The 18,989-nt window shown below is 61.7% G+C and carries 19 protein-coding genes and 1 tRNA gene; 10 read left to right on the top strand and 10 right to left on the bottom strand.

The window, feature by feature from the left end; all coding sequences use genetic code 11:
* Positions 1-652: 652 nt before the first annotated feature.
* From KAK09_RS15340 to KAK09_RS15380, 9 genes are all read right to left on the bottom strand, one after another.
* A complete protein-coding gene (locus KAK09_RS15340) occupies positions 653-1,261 on the bottom strand; it encodes a hypothetical protein (RefSeq protein WP_210879815.1) in 609 nt (202 codons plus the stop codon).
* Positions 1,262-1,280: 19 nt separating this feature from the next.
* The gene (locus KAK09_RS15345) at positions 1,281-2,159 is read right to left on the bottom strand and encodes an ATP-binding protein (RefSeq protein WP_210879816.1); all 879 of its coding nucleotides are present in this window, start codon (positions 2,157-2,159) and stop codon (positions 1,281-1,283) included.
* Entirely contained in the window at positions 2,156-2,638 is a 483-nt protein-coding gene (locus KAK09_RS15350) for a hypothetical protein (RefSeq protein ID WP_210879817.1), read from the bottom strand. The genes KAK09_RS15345 and KAK09_RS15350 overlap by 4 nt, the downstream gene beginning before the upstream one ends.
* The gene (locus tag KAK09_RS15355; protein WP_210879818.1) at positions 2,628-3,401 is read right to left on the bottom strand and encodes a hypothetical protein; all 774 of its coding nucleotides are present in this window, start codon (positions 3,399-3,401) and stop codon (positions 2,628-2,630) included. The genes KAK09_RS15350 and KAK09_RS15355 overlap by 11 nt, the downstream gene beginning before the upstream one ends.
* Positions 3,398-3,931: a hypothetical protein gene (locus KAK09_RS15360; RefSeq protein ID WP_210879819.1), complete on the bottom strand. Its 534-nt coding sequence runs from the start codon at positions 3,929-3,931 to the stop codon at positions 3,398-3,400. Before KAK09_RS15360 ends, KAK09_RS15355 begins: the two co-directional genes overlap by 4 nt.
* A complete protein-coding gene (locus KAK09_RS15365) occupies positions 3,931-4,284 on the bottom strand; it encodes a hypothetical protein (protein WP_210879820.1) in 354 nt (117 codons plus the stop codon). Before KAK09_RS15365 ends, KAK09_RS15360 begins: the two co-directional genes overlap by 1 nt.
* A 22-nt stretch (positions 4,285-4,306) precedes the next feature.
* The gene (locus KAK09_RS15370) at positions 4,307-4,900 is read right to left on the bottom strand and encodes a sigma factor (RefSeq protein ID WP_210879821.1); all 594 of its coding nucleotides are present in this window, start codon (positions 4,898-4,900) and stop codon (positions 4,307-4,309) included.
* A gap of 109 nt (positions 4,901-5,009) precedes the next feature.
* Positions 5,010-5,951, bottom strand: a complete 942-nt coding sequence (locus KAK09_RS15375; RefSeq protein ID WP_210879822.1) for a winged helix-turn-helix domain-containing protein — start codon at positions 5,949-5,951, stop codon at positions 5,010-5,012.
* A complete protein-coding gene (locus KAK09_RS15380; RefSeq protein ID WP_210879823.1) occupies positions 5,920-7,155 on the bottom strand; it encodes a hypothetical protein in 1,236 nt (411 codons plus the stop codon). Before KAK09_RS15380 ends, KAK09_RS15375 begins: the two co-directional genes overlap by 32 nt.
* Before the next feature lie 364 nt (positions 7,156-7,519).
* Between KAK09_RS15380 and KAK09_RS15385 the strand changes: the two genes are divergently transcribed.
* The 10 genes from KAK09_RS15385 to KAK09_RS15430 all read left to right on the top strand — a co-directional run bounded on the left by KAK09_RS15385 (position 7,520) and on the right by KAK09_RS15430 (position 18,423).
* Positions 7,520-7,975, top strand: coding sequence for a DUF2924 domain-containing protein (locus tag KAK09_RS15385; RefSeq protein WP_210879824.1), 456 nt, complete (start codon positions 7,520-7,522; stop codon positions 7,973-7,975).
* Entirely contained in the window at positions 7,972-9,297 is a 1,326-nt protein-coding gene (locus tag KAK09_RS15390) for a recombinase family protein (RefSeq protein ID WP_210879825.1), read from the top strand. The genes KAK09_RS15385 and KAK09_RS15390 overlap by 4 nt, the downstream gene beginning before the upstream one ends.
* Entirely contained in the window at positions 9,294-9,692 is a 399-nt protein-coding gene (locus KAK09_RS15395; protein ID WP_210879826.1) for a hypothetical protein, read from the top strand. Before KAK09_RS15390 ends, KAK09_RS15395 begins: the two co-directional genes overlap by 4 nt.
* A gap of 199 nt (positions 9,693-9,891) precedes the next feature.
* On the top strand, positions 9,892-10,098 hold the full coding sequence (locus tag KAK09_RS19150) for a ribbon-helix-helix protein, CopG family (RefSeq protein WP_210879827.1): 207 nt from the start codon (positions 9,892-9,894) through the stop codon (positions 10,096-10,098).
* A gap of 1 nt (position 10,099) precedes the next feature.
* The gene (locus tag KAK09_RS15405) at positions 10,100-11,260 is read left to right on the top strand and encodes a cysteine desulfurase family protein (RefSeq protein WP_127143115.1); all 1,161 of its coding nucleotides are present in this window, start codon (positions 10,100-10,102) and stop codon (positions 11,258-11,260) included.
* Between the two features lie 78 nt (positions 11,261-11,338).
* Entirely contained in the window at positions 11,339-12,301 is a 963-nt protein-coding gene (locus tag KAK09_RS15410) for a DUF4007 family protein (protein WP_210879828.1), read from the top strand.
* On the top strand, positions 12,298-15,639 hold the full coding sequence (locus KAK09_RS15415) for a hypothetical protein (RefSeq protein WP_210879829.1): 3,342 nt from the start codon (positions 12,298-12,300) through the stop codon (positions 15,637-15,639). The genes KAK09_RS15410 and KAK09_RS15415 overlap by 4 nt, the downstream gene beginning before the upstream one ends.
* Positions 15,636-16,475 (top strand): phosphoadenosine phosphosulfate reductase domain-containing protein, encoded by an 840-nt coding sequence (locus tag KAK09_RS15420; protein WP_210879830.1) that lies wholly within the window; start codon positions 15,636-15,638, stop codon positions 16,473-16,475. Before KAK09_RS15415 ends, KAK09_RS15420 begins: the two co-directional genes overlap by 4 nt.
* 9 nt (positions 16,476-16,484) lie before the next feature.
* The gene (locus KAK09_RS15425) at positions 16,485-17,066 is read left to right on the top strand and encodes a hypothetical protein (protein WP_210879831.1); all 582 of its coding nucleotides are present in this window, start codon (positions 16,485-16,487) and stop codon (positions 17,064-17,066) included.
* Positions 17,067-17,082: 16 nt separating this feature from the next.
* Entirely contained in the window at positions 17,083-18,423 is a 1,341-nt protein-coding gene (locus KAK09_RS15430; RefSeq protein WP_210879832.1) for a DNA sulfur modification protein DndB, read from the top strand.
* Positions 18,424-18,865: 442 nt separating this feature from the next.
* Here KAK09_RS15430 and KAK09_RS15435 read toward each other — a convergent pair.
* Positions 18,866-18,955 (bottom strand) — tRNA-Ser (locus KAK09_RS15435).
* Between the last annotated feature and the right edge of the window lie 34 nt (positions 18,956-18,989).

Raw genomic sequence — 18,989 nt, forward strand, 5'->3', positions numbered from 1 at the left:
GGATGTGCAGACGGCGCAGAGGTGAGCCGGGCCAGAAAACGGTCCGGGGGACCGTTTTCCCGGCGAACGCCGCGGATGCCAGAGGCGATCACGGCCCGGTCGATCCGCAGCCGCTGCGGACGGGGGTGGGACTTGCGCGACATGGCTCACGCGGCCCTCCGCCGCCTCGATCGGTTGGCGCGCGCGACATTCTCAGAGAGCGGGATCCAACGACAATTGTCTGGCGAATAGCCACTTTGCGGATTAATCCGGTCTATGCTGAGATCATCGGCATAGCCGTGTGCCCAAGCCCAGTCGTAGAATTGGACTGGCCTATCCCGCCACTGGCGACAAACATGAATGCCCCGCGCGCCGTAGCGCGGAAAATCCTTGCTGCCGGGATTGTGGCATCGTGCCAGCATGCCACGGCGTATGTTCTCGAGCCGGTGTCCGGTCATCCCATGGGTTAGCCGGGCCGCGGAAATAAAGGCCCGGGTCGCGCAACCGCAACTCTTGACGGTCCCTCTGCGCAAACGACTGCCATCCTTGATGGTCAGCTGTCCGCATCTGCAGCGGCACACCCACTTCGGTCTCGGTGAAGCGCCGAAGCGCTCCACCACTGTCAAAAGGCCAAACTTCCGGCCTGTCATGTTGATCGCAGGCATCGGCATGATCAGTCCGCCCACGAAGGACGCCCATGCGGGGCCGGCGCTTGCGCTCCGTTCGCGGTTTGGTGCGCAGCCGAGGCAAAGTTCGGTGCTTGCGCTGGCGTCGGCGGGATCGGTGCCGCGCCCATGACCTGCGCGTAATCGCGATGATCGGGCGTGACCGCGCTGCGGATCTCGTTCTTGTCGTCGCCGTTGGTGTCGGTGCCGATGTCGATGCGGGCGATGAACTCGATTCCGTCGAGATCGGCAAAGCCGTTGATCCGCCGCGCCGCCTGCGCCTCGGCCGACATGTCCTTGTCGGAAATCCCGCGGGCCGAGTTCAGCATGCCGCGCACAAGGCTGCGGCCCATGTTCGCCCAGTCCGGCCCCTTCGGGCTGTAGAGACCGATCAGGGTGAAGATCTTGCGCCGGGCATACTGGCCCTCGGTGACCGTGAACTCGCCGTTGAGGTAGACAGCCCCGGTCGAGCCGCGCGTGGCGTAGCCGCCGGTCCAGCCTTGCGACGGATCGTCGAAACCGCCCGGGCGGATGGTCAGGCGCACCTTGGCCAGCGTGCCCTTGGGGATCAGGTTGGTGTTGCTCTGCGCGTCGTTGAAATCGTTCCAGGAACCCATGGGGAACCTCCTTTTCTGATCAGGATTGCGGTTGGGATTGGGCGTCAGTCGCCGGATCGGCGGGTGGCGGGGTGTAGGTCAGGCGCTTGGGCGCTGGCGCGACAGGGGCGCGGATCTTCGTCATCAGGCGGCCGAGGTGGGGCTCCTCGACCTGATCCAGACGGCCGGAGCGGTCCTTGGCCGGAAAGCCCCAGGGGTTGATCGTATGGCAGACGAAGGCGCGATAGGGATCGCCATCGGCCTTAAGCTCGGCCATGGTGATCACCTCGTCGACGATCCCCGGCAGCTCCAACCCGGTCTTCGAGCCGTCGATCTGGGGCTGGAAAACCTTGCGATTGAAGTCGTCGAGCTTCTCGTCGAGGATCCCGACGAACCAGACGTTCTTCGCCCGCGTGTGCTGGAGATGCGTGAGCCAGCCGATCATCTCGCGGCCGTGCAGCCCGTAGGCCCCGCGCACATCCGGCTTGCCGGTCTTCTCCGACAGCGCCTCGGGCTGGCCCTTGCACCAGCCGAAGCACAGCCGCCCGGCTACGGTGATCGAGTCCACGAAGATCGTGTCGTAGCGGTCGAGTGCTGTCGGATCGCCGAAGCGGTCGGAGACCGCCTTGTAATGCGCCGGGCTGTAGGGCTGCTCGTCGCGCAGCGCCGGGTTCGGCCCGCCGATGAACACCGCGAAATCCCGGCATTCCGTCCAGGTTCGCGGCCGGATGCTGTCGCCCGCCCAGCCTTCGATGGCGAGATCGCCCGCCTCGAGGTCCATGAAAAGCGTCGTCGACGCGTTCAGGGTCCAGAGGAGCGAGGTTTTCCCGATTCCGGACTTGCCGAAGATGCAGCCCTTGATCCCGCGCGGCTCGGCCAGCCGCTGATCGGCGCTGATGATCGGAAGGCCGCCGGTCATGCCAGCACCTCCTGACGCGCCCGCGCTGCATCCGGGTCGTTGCTGGTCACGGCCGCGAAAAGCGCATCGAGACGATCCGCCTCGTCGAGGCATTCCTTGCCCTTGCGGCGCATGAAACGCCGCGCGTCATCGAGCAGCTCGGGCTCGGCGATGAGGTTCGGGATGGCGACGTATTCCGCGGCGGACTCAACAAAGTAAGACTTCGAGCGCAGATCCTTCACCAGTGGCGCGAAGGACTCGCACACGTCCGCGAAATCGGCCTGACCCACAGCATCGTCCTGCGTGCGCAGGATCCGCTTCACCTCGGTGATGATGCCGGTCCGCAGCATCCGCAGCGCACCTTCCTGCCGCGCCTGGCTGCAGGTCAGCGGGAAGGCATCCTCCATCATGTCATCGGCGATTTTCGGGGCGTTGTTGCCAAGCTGCGAGGCACCCTCCCAGACACGTTCGGCAAATGCCGCCGATTGGCTATCGAGCATCGAACCACTCCTTGATTGTCGTGAAAGCTGCAGACCCCTCGGCGATGGCCGTGGCATCGAGATCGTGAAACGGGGTGTTCCTGGCCTCACGCATGCCCTTGCGGGCAAGGGCGAGGTTTTCGTCCGAGGCCCATTCGGCAAAGGCGCGGAAGATCCCTGTCACATGCCGCCAGGCCGCCTGCTCGGGTGTGGGCGGAACGTAGAGAGGGTTGCGGCGGCTGGCGGACCGCTGCGGGCGGAGGCCGCGCATGGCGGCGTCCACCACCATCTTGCGCAGCGCCGCACGGGTCGGTTCCTCGCCGCGCTCCAGACGATCGTCGAGGGCGCGGCGAACGACGCCCGGGTCGGCGGCTTCGGCGTCGCGGATCTGGCGGGCCTCGTGGATCTGGTCGCGGCGCAGACCAAGATCGGCGGTGGAGGCAGTGTTGTGGTCTTCAACACTGCTCCTGTCGCCACCGTTGCGCTTCACCTCGCCACGCGCCTGCGCCGCATCGTATTCATCAGCCAGCCGCCGCTTGGCACGCGCCTCGATCTCGAGCGCATGGGCCTGCGCGCGGTGGGCCGCCGCGACGAGATCGTCATGGGCGCTCTTGGCGCGCTGCAGCCGCGCCGCGCGTTTCGCCACATCGTAGGCCAGCCCGGCGACCTCGCGCGCCTCGAGCACCTCAGCGGCGGTCTTCGCGCCCGAGAGCATGCTGGCCGCGCGGTCGATCAGGCTGGGCAGATCCTGAGATTGGGTCGATATCGGGGCGAGCGCCGTCATTGATCGCCCCCCTGCGGGACGATCTCGATCTTCAGCGTGCCGGGCCGGACGGTGCGCGCGGGCTCGAAACCGGCACGGATCGCATCGGGCCAAGCGGCGTATTTGCGCTCGGGCACCTTGAAGGCGATGTCGACATACTGGGCGGGGTCGTCCCCGGCGGCGCGGATGCGCTCGACCATGGCGGCGAGGCGATCCTGATCCCAATCGACCCGTTTCGGCAGATCGGCGACCACGGTGAAATCCCCGTCGTCGAAGCGGATCGTGCCGGTGTCCTTGCCCGCCGCCTGCCGTTCCTCGGCGGCGCGGGTGGCGTAGCGGACCGTCAGCGCGCCATCGAGGCGGGCCTTCGCGGCCTTGTCGCGCTTGATGCGCTCGTCGACATCGCGCTGCAGGATGGCCAGCAACTCGACGGGCAGCTGGGCGATGTCCTGCAGGCCGAGGCCCGGCAGGTCGTCGACGGTGGGGGTGTTCGCGGGGAACGGCATGTAAGGGTCTCCATGATCGGCAAAAAGGGTTTGGAAGGCGGTCATCACGCGGCCTCCTGCTCAGCCAGCAGGAGCGCGGACAGCGAGACGGCCGCGGCCTTCGGTTTGGGGCGGGCGACGGCGATGTAGGCGAACTGATCGGGGCCCGTGCGCTCCTGCACCAGGTGCACGAGGCCCTGTTCGGCGGCCCAGAAGGCGCGCGACCCGAGCCGTGCCAGTTCCGCGCGCTGCTGATCCGGGAGCCGGGCGAACATCGGGAAGATGTCGAGAACCAGAAAACCGCGATGGTATTCGAGCCGGTCGCCCGGCAAGGCCTGCGCCACCCAGGCGCAGAACTCGATCTCGGTGAGCGGTTGGCGGGCGCGGACAGTGATGAAGGGGGTGGTGCCCATGAACATGATCTCCTCCTTTCGCCTCTACTCAGGCCGCCGCGAGATCGTCCCAGGCGGGACCGAGACCGTGGGCGGTGAGCACGTGACGGAGATCGGCGAGGCGGCGGTAGAGCGCGGACCGGCTCCCGAAGCCCTCGGCCGCGAGCGCGGTGACGGGGCGATGGGCCAGCGCCGCGCAGAACCGGCGATCCTCGGCCGGAAGCCGCGCGAGAGCTGCCTGCAGGGTGTGGTGCAGTTCGGTGACGGCCGCGGCGCAGCAGGTCTGGCCGTGCCAGGCGGCAAGCCCGTCGTCCTCGGTCAGCGTGTCGCCGACCGGCTCGCGGGTTCCGGCCAGCGGCACCGCGAGCGACAGGATCGATCCACCCTGCGCACGGCGCTGGCGGTGATGGCGCATCGCGATCCGCGAGGACTGGTTGCGCAGGACGATGTTGGCGAAGGCGCCGATGCTGCCACGCCGCGCGTCGAAGCCAGGCAGGCGGCAGATCAGATCAACCAGAAGGTCCTGGCGGAGATCGTCATGATCGGCGGCAGGCAAGACCAGCTTGCGGCGCAGACGGCGTGCAGCGGCATCTGCTTCGTCGATCAGCGTGGTAAGGTCGGCGGGGGTAATCGGGGGGTACATGTCGTGGTGCCTCGGAACATCATTGCTGTTGTTCCAAGACTGCCGGACCCGCCGACGCTTTCGGTGTGATTGGCGTGTGCTTGTTGTGTGTGGATTGTGTGCGGAGGACTCAGTCCTCGACGGCCACCTCTGCGGGAGCGATGCCGAGGCGATAGCCGTAGCCACGCACGGTCACGATCAGGGCATCGGCGGTCGCCCGCGACAGGCCGCATCCGACCAGAGCCTTGCGCAGATCCCGCACGATCTCGTTCGCCGGACGCCCGGTCTGCGCATCGATGGTCTCCTTGCGCAGCACGGTGTCGCGCTGCCCGCCCTGTTCCGCGAAAAGTCGGAGCAGTGCGGACATCTGCGGCGTGAGATCAAGGCGGCGTCCGTCGAACATTGCCGACTGGCGGCTCCGGCTCAGGACGAGGCGGGGCGCGGTCACGGCGATCGGCGAAAGTCGGTCAAACGCGATGTTCTCCGTGCCGTGATCGTCCACCTGGACGCAGTCGGCGAGCGAGCGGGCTTCGATACCGGCCGCACGCAAGTGCAGTTCGGTTGCCGGGTCGAGGTCGATGGTGATGACGGTGATGGGAGCCGATCCGGCGGCCATCCTGGTCGCGAGGATGGTGGCAGGAGCCATCAGCACATGCGTGTCGCGGCAGAGAAAGACGCACATACCCGTCGGCAGCCGTCCCAGCAGCCAAAGCCCGTCCGAAACGACGGTGGCCGCCGCCAGCAATCCGCCGGATGCTGCTATGGCCGAGATCAGTTTGTCGGCGTCGATCCCGAACCGGCGGAGGTCGTCCGGCTCCAGCACCACGTCCGCCCCAACGTCACGCGGACAGCAGGCGAGTAGCTGATCTCCTACGGCGCGGATCGGGCGTGCATCGAGCCCGCAGTCGCAATGCAGGCAGACGGACCAACTGTCGGCCTTCCGCTGCTCGATCAGAACCCGCGCCCGAAGCAGACCTTCGATCTCCCGCTCGGGGAAGCGGCGCAGCGCTCGGCCGGAGACACTGGCCTCCGCCCCGCCGTTACTCAGCCGCTTCCACAACCAGATCAGCATCGCGATCCTTCTCGAGTCCGTTGCGCGCGACCAGTGCGTGGATCGCCTTTTCGAACCGGGTGCGACGGAAGGCGAGCGTGCCGGGCGGCTTCAAACGCACGGTCACCTTGGCGGGCTGTTTCGCATCGCTCTTGAAAAACACCCGGAACGTGATTTCTCCCAGACGCCACCCGCGGCCGAACCGCACCTCGCTGGCCTTGAAATGCCGGAGCGCCGCGCCGGATGCGTCCTTCGATTCCCAACTGCGTACATAGCGCCACTCGCCATCCTCATCCTCGGCGAAGAAATCGGCCGCTGCCGCGACGATCCGCACTTCGAGGATTCTCTCGTCGAACGCATGCTGGAACGCAAAATCTGGACCGAACGCTGTGATGGAATCGAGCGTGTAGAGATCGCGCGCGTCCTTGCCCGCGAAGAAACCGGGGCGCCCCAGAATATGCTCGGCAAAGATGCCCGCCACTTCAGCCTGCTGCGCCCTCGGAACGCCGCCGATGCGCAAGAGCCCTTCGTTCGATGAATAGCGGAGCGCCGCATATTTCACCGCGCGCAGGGTGATGATCTGTTCGCGGTCGCCCGCCACGATGGGTGTGGTCGTCACCGGCGCGCCATGGCTGACGACGAGGTTGATTTCGCCATCCTCCTCGTAGGGGCCGAGACGGCAGTAATCGCCCTGCAAGTCCTGCGCGAACAGCTTCACGATGGCGGCCTTGAATGCCGCCGACGCCTCCTCCGTCAGATCGGCTCCGACATCGCGCTGCGGCCCGCGAAACTCCGCCATCGCGGTCGGCGCCCGCAGCGCCTGGAAATCGGCCGCCGCCTCGAAGATCCGGTGATGATGCAGATAGGCGTGCAGCGCCACATGCTTGGGCTCGTGTTTTGCCGGTGCCGAGTCGGCCTCTTGGTCGTCTGGCTCGGAATAGAGGACAACGCGTTGGCGCCTGGCCTCGTTCAGAATGAGCTGCATTCCTTCGCCGGTTCCAAGCTCGGCGACCCGATGCAGATCGGCGATCAGCCCCTCGGACCAGTCGGTGATCGGGGTCGCGAAATAGTCGGTCATCCGTTTGCGGACTTCGGCGTCGTCCCCCTCGAACGCGACGGGGAGGCCTTCGTCCTTGAAATGGCGCGCGAAGAGGTCGTGCATGAGCACAACGTCAATGCTGTTGAGAAACTTCGGATTTACAAATTTCTTGATGTCGGAACCCATGGAACCCCTTCCTTTCAGACCTGGTTGTTCACTCTATGTTCTATCATTCCGAACAACCCTGAGTCGAGTCCGGATGGGCGCGATCCGTGCACTGACAGCGGCCATGGGACGGTTCGCGATCGCGATGAGTAGAGGCCAGAGGAGACGACCACTCCGAGGCCCGCATGAAACGCCCGAACCCACTCGCCCCTTCGGCGATGACGCCCGCAGAGCGCCGTGCCGAATTATGCGGTCTGTTGGCGCTCGGGCTGGCTCGGCTACGGATGCGGGATGGGGGCGAAGTATCTGACGATACTGGAGAACGTTGCCTACACTATCCGCCCGACCAATGCCGTCATGCAACTCCAACTCACCGGAGAAATGCATGAACAAGCCCGATCCCATCCCCGCGCGCCTGGCCGCGCTCAAGACCACGTCGACGCCCGACCTGAAGATACATTGGCGCGACCTGTTCGATAGCGAGCCGCCGCCGTTCAATCGCCGGTACCTGGAAAGCCGCCTGGCCTACCGCATCCAGGAACTTGCCTATGGCGGGCTCAAACCCGAGACGATCCGGCGCCTCGAACGGCTCGGCGAGGAACTGGACGGCGGCGACAGGAAGAAGCGTGGCATGCGCGCCGACCGTGACCGCCCGATCACCGGCACGCGGCTGCTGCGCGAATGGCAGGGTGTCGAGCAGGTCGTCACCGTCACCACCGACGGCTTCGAGTGGCAAGGTCGGCCGTACAAGTCGCTGTCCGCCATCGCCCGCGCGATCACCGGCACGCGCTGGAACGGCTGGGTATTCTTCGGGCTCAAGAACCACAGGGGGCGGACATGACGAAGCCGCCCGAGAAATCGAAGGTCGTCCGCAAGCTGCGCTGTGCGGTCTACACCCGAAAATCCTCCGAGGAAGGGCTGGAACAGGAGTTCAACAGCCTCCACGCCCAGCGTGAGGCATGCGAGTCCTACATCGCCAGCCAGCGCTCCGAGGGCTGGGTGCTCGTCCGCGATCAGTATGACGACGGCGGCATCTCGGGCGGCACGCTGGAACGGCCCGGTCTGCAGCGGCTGCTGGAGGACATCGAGGACGGGCTGGTCGACGTGGTCGTGGTCTACAAGATCGACCGCCTCAGCCGCTCGCTGGCAGATTTCGCCAAGCTGGTCGAGGTGTTCGACCGGAACGGGGTGACCTTCGTCTCGGTGACGCAGTCGTTCAACACGACGACCTCCATGGGGCGGCTGACGCTGAACATCCTGCTGTCCTTCGCCCAGTTCGAGCGCGAGGTGACGGCCGAGCGCATTCGCGACAAGGTCGCCGCCAGCCGCAAGAAGGGCATGTGGATGGGCGGGGTGCCGCCCTACGGCTACCGCGTCGAGAACCGCAAGCTGGTCATCGACGACGAGAGCGCCGCGCAGGTGCGCTGGATCTTCGCGCGCTTCCTCGAGATCGGGTCCTGCACGGAACTGGCGCGGGAGGTCGGCACGCGCGGCATCCGCACCCCGCGCGGCAACCGGATCGACAAGAAGTACATCTATCGGATGCTCAGCAACCGCGCCTACATCGGCGAGGCGGTCCACAAGGGCGACAGCTATCCAGGCGAGCACGACGCGATCATCGACCGCGAGACGTGGGACCGCGTCCACGCCATCCTGCAGGAGAGCCCGCGCAAGCGCGCCGCGCGCACCCGGGCCGAGACGCCCGCGCTGCTGAAGGGGCTGCTGTTCGGCCCAGATGGCGCGGCCTTCTCGCCAACGCACACCCGCAAGGGCGGGAAACTCTATCGCTACTATGTCAGCCAGACGGTGCTGAAGCACGGGGCGGGAGCTTGTCCGGTCGGGCGAGTCCCAGCAGGCGAGATCGAGGCCGCCGTTATCGACCAACTCCGCGCCGTGTTCCGCCAGCCTGAGATCGTTGCAGGGACGTGGAAGGCGGCGCGCACCCACGCCGACGGCATCACCGAAGCCGACGCCCGTGCGGCCCTGCAGCAACTCGATCCACTTTGGGACGAGCTTTTCCCCGCCGAGCAGGCGCGTATCGTGGCGCTGATGGTCGAGCGCGTGGACATCGGCACGGATGGGCTCAACGTCCGGCTGCGCGTGGGCGGCCTTGGCAGCCTCGCGCGCGAGATGCTGGCCGGCGGAATCGGAGAAGCCGCGTGACCCGCGGGGCTCCGATCCCCGACACGGTGACGCTGCATGTCCCGTTCCGCCTCGTGAAGCGCGGCGGGCGTAAGGAGACGCAGTTGCCGGAAGGCGCCGCTCCGCCGCACCGGAAGGACAGCGCCCTCGTCAAGGCGCTGGCGCGCGCGTTTAGATGGAAGCGCATGCTGGAGTCCGGCGAGTTCACCACCATCGCGGAGCTTGCCGAGCGCGAGGTGATCACCTCCTCCTACATGACCCGCGTGCTGCGTCTGACGCTTCTCGCGCCGGATATCGTCGAGGCGATCCTTGACGGAAAGCAGGGGCCGGAGGTCACGCTGGCGCGAGTGATGGAGTCGGTCCCAGCCGAGTGGTCAGCAAAATTCTTAAAAACCCCTGATATGTCAGACCTTTAGACCCAAGTGAGGGATGTTCTGCTTGATACACCACAGGCGCTTTTCGGGTGAACGCGACGGCAGAACGTTGCATGAACATCGGCCGTCGTCTAGTGTATGCATGCAATTCAGACGTCGAAGCTGGACGAATCCTCCAGTCTGGGGTTGAAGGTAATGCTAATTTGGTGAATGATGGTGCACAAAACAGGCCTTCAGGAACATGCCCCGACCCAAAAGTAAGAAGGACGCTGTCCGCTTCACAGTGAGCTTGGACCCTCAGCTCCACGCGAAGTTGGTGCGCATAGCAGAGAGCAACGATCTCTCGTTGTCATGGGCTGTGCGCCGCGCAGTAGCCGAGTTCGTGGAGCGGCAAGACGAAACCAAGCAGGCCGAGCTGCCCTTCTCGCAGTCGGCTCCGAAGGACTGAGATGAGCATTAGAAAACCGATATATCTGGATTATCAAGCAACTACGCCGCTTGATCCAGAAGTGCGCACCGCAATGCTGCCCTTCCTTGATGACCGGTTCGGCAACCCGCATTCTGAGCACCGGTTTGGCTGGGAGGCTGCCGGGGCAGTGGAAGATGCTCGCCGCGCCGTGGCTGACCTTATCGGTGCCGCACCTGGCGAGATCATTCTCACTGCAGGCGCAACTGAGGCAAATAACCTCAGCGTGATGGGCGTCGCGCAGCGTACGAAGCGCCGGCATATTCTGGTGTCCGCCATTGAGCATAAATGCGTGCTTGCTCCGGCCGCGGCCCTCTCGAAACAGGGCTTTGAAGTTCAGATAATCCCCGTCGACGCGGATGGGATCATCGATCTGGAGCGTTTGGCGCAGCTGATCCGGCCCGACACGGCTTTAGTCTCTGTGATGGCAGCCAATAATGAAATTGGCACGCTGCAGCCTTTGGAGGAGATAAGCGCGCTCTGCTCCGAAATGGGAGCCCTTTTCCACAGTGACGCTGCGCAGCTCGCGGGAAAGCAGCCGCTTGATGTGCTCGCCCTCAACATCGATCTAGTCAGCCTGTCAGCGCATAAATTCTATGGACCGAAGGGTATCGGCGCGCTCTACATCGCCAGCAATGCGCGTTCACGGATTGCTCCAATCATGTATGGCGGCGGTCAGCAGGACGGGATGCGACCCGGCACACTTGCACCGATGCTCTGTGCGGGCCTTGCGGCCGCCGCGGAGAAGGCGCTTGTCCAGCATGATATAGATGAGCAGCATTCGATAGCACTCAGGGCGCGGTTGCTAACCCACCTGCGCGAAAGGATCCCCAGTGTTCGGGTCAATGGCTCAGAAGAGAGTAGCCTCAGTGGCTGTCTAAATATTCGCATTCCCGGCATCGACGCTCATGCTTTGCTGATGATGTTGCAGGCAGACCTTGCCGCATCAGTGGGATCTGCCTGCAATGCTGGCCTGATCGAGCCCTCGTATGTGCTCGGCGCGATTGGCCTTACACCCGACGAGGCCCGCGCGTCACTGCGCCTCGGCTTCGGGCGCTTCACCACACTCGATGATATTGATCAGGCGGTAGAGCTGATCTGCGAAAAGGCAATCCGCCTGTCTCACGCCGTCGCTGCGGAGTAAGACGAAGATGGATCGCCAAACCCTCGCAAAACTCCTTCTGCCTCACAGACTGGATGCCACGTCCAGGAGGAGCATTTCATGATCAGAGGTCCACTCGCCAACCCTGCTTTCCGGGCCCAGTTCTCTGGCCATGAAACCTTCCCGCTTCGCCATCTCTGGCTGAAGAAGGCTTACGATCAGGTTGCCGCTTCCAAGGGCGGCGTCGCGCCAAAATCTCTGTTCAACGATGCTGAGGCCATTGTTACCTTCGGGGTTGGCAAGAATATGGTCGGCGCTATCCGCCATTGGGCGCTAACCTGCGGAATCTTGAAGGAAGACGGCGATGTCTTCCGCACCACGAATATTGGCGATTATCTGTTTTCCGATGAAACCGGCGTCGATCCGTTTCTCGAGGCTCCCGCAACGCTATGGCTGCTCCATTGGATGATGGCGGGTACGCCTGAGCGGTGCACGACATGGTTCTACGTCTTCAATCACCTCACCGTTCAGACCTTCGACCACGACGCGATTGCAGCGCCGCTCCGCGACTATCGCGATCAGCAGAATGCGCGCTTGAAAAACAAGATCCGAGCATCTGATGCGACCATCAAGCGGGACGTCGAGTGTTTCTTGCGCAGCTATGTGCCAACCCGTCAGGGAAAGTTCAGCGATGATCTTTTTGAGCCGGCCTTGGTGCCACTTGGACTGATCCGGGCAGTGAGCAGCAAATCCTACCAGTTCCGGCGCGGGGCTAAGCCGACCCTGCCAGATGGCGTCTTCCTTTATGCGCTTCACGAGTTTTGGATGCGGCATGCGCCAGACCAGCAAACGCTTTCGGTCGAGGCGTTGACTTTCGAGCCAGGCTCGCCTGGGCGTGTTTTTAAGCTTGATGAGGATGCGTTGGTCGAGCGCTTGGCGCGCATCGAGGAAAGCTCGGCCCGAGCTTACCTCTGGTCCGACACGGCCGGGGTCCGAAACGTCGCGCGCCGCTCCCACAACCCTGATCCCATGATGTTCCTGGCCTCCGCCTACGAGACCGCCACGCAGAGGAGCGCCGCATGAGCAAGCTGTCCGACATCGTAACAGTTTCTCGCCGGTTCCAGCGTTCGGTCCGGCTCGACACAGATCACGCAATCGATGGCGCCTTGCAGGGTTATGTGTGCCATGGCTCCAGCCGGCAGGCGATGGAGACTATGGCGCGACTATTCCAGGAAACCGGCCAGCGTGCCTTCACCTGGACCGGTCCCTATGGTGGCGGCAAGTCGAGCCTGGCGCTGTTGCTCTGCCAAATACTCGGCGGCAGCTTCCAGCAGAACCAAGACGGCCTCGAGCTACTTGGAGATATCCCCTGCTTTCATGACGCCTTCCCGCAGGAGGAAGAACCGTGGCTTGTCGTGCCCCTCGTTGGACGCCGCGCTGATCCAGTATCTGATCTTCGCGGGGCCTTGGCGGATGCCGTAGCAAAGGAGGCTAAGCCAGCGCGCACCAAGCGCCGCCAGATTGATCCGGCAGGTCGGGATGTAATCGAACGACTCGTAAAGGAAGCCTCTGCACGGCCAAACGCTGGCGTGCTGCTCGTCATTGATGAACTCGGCAAATACCTCGAAGCAGCGGCTGACGGCACTGCTGACATACACTTCTTTCAAGATCTTGCTGAGGCTGCCGCGCGCTGCGAGGGTCGGCTGCTGATCGTTGGCGTCCTGCACCAATCCTTCGACCAGTATGCGCGCCGTTTCGGTGCCGAGATGCAGGAAGACTGGGCTAAGATTCAGGGCCGCTATGTGGATATCCCGATTGTCACTGCGACTGATGAGGTGCTCGATCTGATTGGCCGCGCCCTGATCCATTCGGATGAGGTTGAGGTCCCCGCCACTATCATCGAGACTGTGGCCGGCGCCATTCGCCGACGCAGACCTGGTAGCCCTGAGGATCTTTCCACGCGCTTGGCTGCCTGCTGGCCGCTGCATCCAGTCACGGCGTCGTTGATCGGCCCCTTGTCGCGCCGGCGCTTCGGCCAGAACGAGCGCAGCGTGTTCGGCTTCCTCAATTCTGCCGAACCGGGCGGGTTTCAGGAATTCCTGAAAACTCATGAGGCCGGCGGGACGCTCTATGAACCGTCACAGCTTTGGGACTATCTTCGGGCGAACCTAGAGCCAGCCATCCTGGCCTCGCCGGATTCCCATCGCTGGTCGCAGGCGGTCGAAGCACTCCAGCGCTGCGAGCACCGGGGTGGGCCACTGCATCTGAAACTGGCCAAGAGCATTGCGGTAATCGAACTATTCCATGGCGGCAGCGGCGTCCTTCCAGAGCGCAGCATACTCGAAAGTTGCGCGCCGGAGGCCACATCTGAGGAAATTGATCAGGCGCTACAGCAGCTTCAGGATTGGTCTGTTGCGGCGTTCAGGGGCCATCTAAATGCTTTCGCTCTATTTGCCGGCAGTGACTTCGACATCGAGACTGCTCTGAGTGAAGCACAGGCACAGCTCGGAGAACTCAACCTGGATCGGTTGTCAGCCTTCGCTGATTTGCAGCCGGTCCTTGCCAAGAAGCATTACTTCACCACGGGCACTCTGCGTTGGTTCACGACGGCGCTCACCTCGCCGCAGGCCGCGCCGAAACTGGTTGAACGTTATCAGCCGACCAATGGGGCTGCAGGCCAGTTTCTCTTGGTGATCCCCGATGATGTGGTGCCAGTCGCCCAGCTGGCGCAGAGCTGCTGTGACGCGTCCCTCAGAGCGGGCTGCTATCCTGTGGCAATCGGCGTGCCTCCCAATGCGCAGCATATCCGTCGAGCTGGCTCGGCCCTGTTGGCTTTGGAGGCCATTCGCCAAGGGCACCCGGCGTTAGAGGGCGATGCGGTTGCGCGCCGTGAGGTCGAGGCTCGGCTTGCCGTGGTCAGCGCAGAGTTAGAGGACACCCTCCGCCGAGGCTTTGTTGAAGCGACCTGGTATGTGCGCGGTGCTAGCTACGAGGCCGGTACCACCAAAGCGATCGCACAGATCGCCTCAACCCTGGCGGACGAAACTTTTCCTCTGACTCCGCATATCCGCAGTGAGCTGGTGAACCGCGAGCAGCCCTCCAGCAACAGCCAAGCCGCCGTACGTGCGCTGTTGCATGCCATGGTCAATCACTCGGACGAGGATGATCTTGGCATGGAAGGGTTCCCGGCTGAGATGGGTCTCTATCGCAGCGTCCTCAAAGCCAACGGACTGCACCGCAAATACAACAGTGCCTTCGACTTCCGTGCACCGACCAAGGCAACCGGTCAGAGCCTAATCCCCATGTGGGATGCAGCCAAGGAGCATGCCCAGAATAGGGATGGCGAGTTCCCCTTGTTGGACGTCTATAGCCTATGGCAGCAGCCGCCGTTTGGGGTGCGCTCTGGCTTGCTGCCTTTGCTCGCCGCCGCCTTTGTCCTAGCCCATCGCTCTTCAATGGCTGTCTATGTCGAGGGCATCTTCCAGCCTGAGATCAATGACTACGTGATTGATCGGTTGCTGCAGGACCCGCGCGATTTGTCCCTCCGGCATGTTGATCCCAAGACGGATGGAAAAGCTCTGCTCAAAGCACTCAGTGCAGAAATAGAAACCGTGATGGGACGTGCGCCCGAGTCCAAACCTTTGGATATCGCACAAGCCTTGGTGGAGTTTGTGATGCGCTTGCCGGACTGGACCCGGCGCACGTCCTCTCTATCCAAGGAATCCCAGGAGCTGTGCCGGATCATGCGCGCTGCCAATGATCCTCACCGCACCATCTTCGTCGATCTTGTGCAGTTAAGCGGCCGCGACACTCCGGCAGCGATAGCGGGTGAAATCGGCGGGATGCTGCGTGAGCTGCATCAAGCGTACGAAGCCATGCTGACCCGCCTAAGGGACAAGATGCTGGATGCGCTTGGCCATGATGGCAGCCTGCTAAAGGAGCTGCAGCGCCGCGCTGAGACAATCAAGGGGATCTCAGGTGATCTTCGCTTGGACGCGTTTGCCTCACGCCTTCAGAGCTTCTCAGGCACCCTTCCAGATATGGAATCCTTGGCCGGATTGCTCGTCAGCAAACCGCCCCGCAATTGGAGTGATCTGGAGCCCAGCCGGGCGGCGATGGAAGCCGGCCAGCTCGCTCTGGCATTCCGCCAAGCCGAAATGCTGGCGAAAGTCCAGGGGCGCGATCCAAGCCGTCATGCCCTTGGGGTGGTGGTCGGTACGGGTGAACATGGCAAGACGGCGCTTTGGGCTGTTGAGTTATCTGCCAAAGAGCAAGACGCCGCCAAGGCGATCGCGGAAAGCCTGCAGGATATCTTTGCCCAAGCCGGCGTAAGTGACGCTGTGGCGCTCGCCGCTCTGGCAGAGGCTGGCATGCAGCGCATGAGCGATCCCAATGACGAAACAAGGAGCCAAGCCGTATGAGTGTGCGCCATGTTCTGGGCTTGTCTGGCGGGCGTGACAGCGCGGCGTTGGCTGTGTTTATGCGCCAAACCTACCCGGACCTGCCGATCGAGTATTTCTTCACCGACACGGGTAAGGAGTTGCCAGAGGTCTACGAATTCTTAGGGCGCTTGGAGGGCTTTCTCGGACGACCTATTGCGTATCTCAATCCCGACCGGGACTTCGATTTTTGGCTCAAGGAGTATGGTAACTTCCTCCCTTCTCCGCGCACACGTTGGTGCACACGCCAGCTTAAGCTGCGTCCCTTCGAGAAATGGGTGAAGAGCGACCTCGACGCCGGAATTGAAATCATCAGCTATGTCGCGATCCGAGCAGATGAGCCTGCACGCACAGGTATGCTAGCCACCCATCCCAATTTGAAGATTACCCTTCCGTTGCGCGAACATGGCCTCGACAAAGCAGCTGTGGTCGAGTTGCTGGAATCGTCAGGCCTTGGCCTTCCCACCTATTATGACTGGCGCTCCCGTAGTGGCTGCACCTTCTGCTTTTATCAGCAAAAGATCGAATGGGTGCGACTGAAACGGACCCATCCAGAGGCCTTCGAAGAGGCCAAGGCATACGAAAAGACGGCACTTGAACATGGCTCGCCGTTTACCTGGAGCGACCGGGAGTCTCTCTCTGAACTAGAGCAGCCGAAGCGCATCAAGCAAATCGAAGAGGATTACGAACGGCGCCTCGCGCGCGCGAAAGCACGTCGGCCAAAGAACCCACTGCGCGCCAATCTCAGTGAGGTCGAGATTGACGAAGCCTACGGCACGGCAGAGGTCGCGGCTTCATGTGTTATTTGTCACAAGTAGGCTAGCAACATGAATGGCACCGAGTACTCCACTCGTTTAAAGAGTATTCTAGCGTTAAATCGGAACCGGTCAATCAAGCGATTGGTCAGTGAAATTCCCATCCAGGCGCTGATAGACGAAGAATTCTGTATACAGGTGAGCTCCGCGATGAATGGCGGCTCGCAAAAATGGCAGAAACTTCGCGCCAATCCTGATGTTGGCCAGATGCTACCAGACAGGCACGGGATCTATATGTTCTGTTGGGAGCCACCGCTCGCGTTTCAAACGGAGGCCGGTGAGAACCGTTTTGACTGGTGTCTTTATGTAGGAAAAGCGTTCGATACCACCATACGGAAACGATTCGAGGGCGAGTACAAAAAGTACATAATGGGCGACCCGCGGCTCCTGTACGAAACGAAAGAAAATATGACGAGAGAGCAGAGACTATCGAAATACCTCTGTCTTCAGCCATTAAGTATTTGGTTTCTTGTGGTTGATGACAAGCTCTCAATCCCAGACCTAGAAGACAAACTTATTGATCTTCTAAATCCACCCCTAAACAAGCAGAAATCAATTCGAGGTCGGTACCTCGAGGCAGAAACTGCGTTCTAGATCGAAAGGAGCACTCGTGGGCAACAAGACACTCATACCAGCCTTCAAAGCGAAAGTTGGTGACTGGAATTACTACATTTGCCATATGAGCTATGGCCAAGTGGCGCGAGAGGTGAATTTCGCGCACGAACTGGCGGGCAACAAGGAGCTCAACCAATTAATTCAACGAGGCCTTTCTGATCGAACGAAAGACATTACAGAGTATTTGATTAACTCGCCTCATCGCTTTCTCGGTGCGTTGATCATTGCCGCATGGGGAGGTGAGCCGCATTACACACCTGTCGAGATAACTGATTCCGACTCACTCACTGAGGGCCTTGACAAGGGCTTCGGAGTTTTAACGTTTGATGGGAACCAGCAATATTTTGCACTTGACGGACAGCATCGCCTAAAAGCAATCAAAGAGGCGGTCATGAAAAATCAAGATCTCCTTACGGAAGATATCTGCGTCATAATGGTGTCGCATTTTGACACCCAAGAAGGCCGGCAGAGAACTCGACGACTTTTCACGAACATAAACAGGAACGCAAAAGTCACTTCTGGTGCCGAGAACATTGTTCTTGATGAAGATGATGGCATAGCGATTCTTACGCGGCGGCTAATTCAAGAGCATGAATTCCTCAGGCAAGAAGGAAAGGTTCGCGTCATCCTTGGTCAGGATAGCGAGGGAAAACTAAAGATTGCCGGCAAGAGCATTCCAAAAGCGGACAGGTCTGCAATCACGAGCATAATGACTCTGTATAATGTCCTTAGGAGCTTGGCATTTGACCAGCCAAAGGAGATCCGTGACGAGAAGGCCCGACCCAGCAACGACTTGCTCGATGCTTCGTATGAGGTTCTCGCCACAAGAGTTGACGACCTTCTCTCCAATTGCGGCGCAATTAAGGATCGTCTTCTGAAGTCTGATAGCGCGCGGGACGTCAGGGCGCCGAAGGACAACGAGGGAGCTGGGCATCCGTTCATGAGGCCAATTGTTCAAGAGGCCCTCGCTAAAGCAGTCGCTCAGTGCATCCAGCAGGAGCTTATCGATTGGAGCGGCGCCATGAAGCAACTTTCCAAGCTCGATTGGAAACTGACCGCAGCGCCATGGACTGCGATCTGGTCTTCAGAGGGCAGCAAGATCCTCAGCGGAACTGACTTTTCGAAAGTACTTGTCGATTTGCTTATCTGCAACATTGCACCGCCGAGCAAGCAATTTGTGAAAGAGGCTCGCCGAAACTATAAGAACCTTCGGGAGCGCGATTATCCACAATCGGCGGAGCTATTGCATGAGAACATCCCCAGCGCACCCGACGGTTCGCCAACCTCTGCTGTGACTGAAGATGGGCATTCTGATGAGACGAGCGGTACCAGTTGAGAGTTTCGACGTTTCGTCGTTAGGGCAAAGAGTGAATGGCAGGTCGTCTCAAACGTACCAGACCGATCACTTTTGTCGACGATGCAGTTCTGGGTTTTTGTGCGGTCAACGCCCGCGTATTTTCCTGCTCCAAACCTATGCGTCCCGATTTCGCCAGGTGTTCGGAGGTGAGCTCTTGGTTTTCGATCCCAGTGCCATCTACCAAACGCCTCTGGAATCGAAGTGCTCAGCCACGAGCTCGAAAAAGACCCATATTTCCAGAGGCTTGAGAAGAATTTACCGATTGCGCGCAGTCATGAGGTCCGGAGAATATCGGTCCTGAGAGACCGCTTCCGGGCCTCCTGGAGCCGGGGCCAGTGCTCAGCCCCTCCCGCATAACCCTCGAAAACAACGAGAAAATCCGGCTGCAGCCGGATCGGGAGAACGCTTTCGCGAGGGCAAGTGGCGGAGAGACAGGGATTCGAACCCTGGAGACGGTTACCCGCCTACACGCGTTCCAGGCGTGCGCCTTCGACCACTCGGCCACCTCTCCGGCCTGTGCTTCTTAGACAATGATGGCGAGCCTT

Origin of the sequence: Roseovarius autotrophicus, from assembly GCF_018069895.1 — a bacterium.
GTDB lineage: Bacteria > Pseudomonadota > Alphaproteobacteria > Rhodobacterales > Rhodobacteraceae > Roseovarius > Roseovarius autotrophicus.

What these genes read in the sequence shown, in the direction of transcription:
- KAK09_RS15340 (WP_210879815.1), bottom strand. Translation starts at nt 1,261, where the DNA reads ATGGGTTCCTGGAACGATTTCAACGACGCGCAGAGCAACACCAACCTG.
- KAK09_RS15345 (WP_210879816.1), bottom strand. Translation starts at nt 2,159, where the DNA reads ATGACCGGCGGCCTTCCGATCATCAGCGCCGATCAGCGGCTGGCCGAG.
- KAK09_RS15350 (WP_210879817.1), bottom strand. Translation starts at nt 2,638, where the DNA reads ATGCTCGATAGCCAATCGGCGGCATTTGCCGAACGTGTCTGGGAGGGT.
- KAK09_RS15355 (WP_210879818.1), bottom strand. Translation starts at nt 3,401, where the DNA reads ATGACGGCGCTCGCCCCGATATCGACCCAATCTCAGGATCTGCCCAGC.
- KAK09_RS15360 (WP_210879819.1), bottom strand. Translation starts at nt 3,931, where the DNA reads ATGACCGCCTTCCAAACCCTTTTTGCCGATCATGGAGACCCTTACATG.
- KAK09_RS15365 (WP_210879820.1), bottom strand. Translation starts at nt 4,284, where the DNA reads ATGTTCATGGGCACCACCCCCTTCATCACTGTCCGCGCCCGCCAACCG.
- KAK09_RS15370 (WP_210879821.1), bottom strand. Translation starts at nt 4,900, where the DNA reads ATGTACCCCCCGATTACCCCCGCCGACCTTACCACGCTGATCGACGAA.
- KAK09_RS15375 (WP_210879822.1), bottom strand. Translation starts at nt 5,951, where the DNA reads ATGCTGATCTGGTTGTGGAAGCGGCTGAGTAACGGCGGGGCGGAGGCC.
- KAK09_RS15380 (WP_210879823.1), bottom strand. Translation starts at nt 7,155, where the DNA reads ATGGGTTCCGACATCAAGAAATTTGTAAATCCGAAGTTTCTCAACAGC.
- KAK09_RS15385 (WP_210879824.1), top strand. Translation starts at nt 7,520, where the DNA reads ATGAACAAGCCCGATCCCATCCCCGCGCGCCTGGCCGCGCTCAAGACC.
- KAK09_RS15390 (WP_210879825.1), top strand. Translation starts at nt 7,972, where the DNA reads ATGACGAAGCCGCCCGAGAAATCGAAGGTCGTCCGCAAGCTGCGCTGT.
- KAK09_RS19150 (WP_210879827.1), top strand. Translation starts at nt 9,892, where the DNA reads ATGCCCCGACCCAAAAGTAAGAAGGACGCTGTCCGCTTCACAGTGAGC.
- KAK09_RS15405 (WP_127143115.1), top strand. Translation starts at nt 10,100, where the DNA reads ATGAGCATTAGAAAACCGATATATCTGGATTATCAAGCAACTACGCCG.
- KAK09_RS15410 (WP_210879828.1), top strand. Translation starts at nt 11,339, where the DNA reads ATGATCAGAGGTCCACTCGCCAACCCTGCTTTCCGGGCCCAGTTCTCT.
- KAK09_RS15415 (WP_210879829.1), top strand. Translation starts at nt 12,298, where the DNA reads ATGAGCAAGCTGTCCGACATCGTAACAGTTTCTCGCCGGTTCCAGCGT.
- KAK09_RS15420 (WP_210879830.1), top strand. Translation starts at nt 15,636, where the DNA reads ATGAGTGTGCGCCATGTTCTGGGCTTGTCTGGCGGGCGTGACAGCGCG.
- KAK09_RS15425 (WP_210879831.1), top strand. Translation starts at nt 16,485, where the DNA reads ATGAATGGCACCGAGTACTCCACTCGTTTAAAGAGTATTCTAGCGTTA.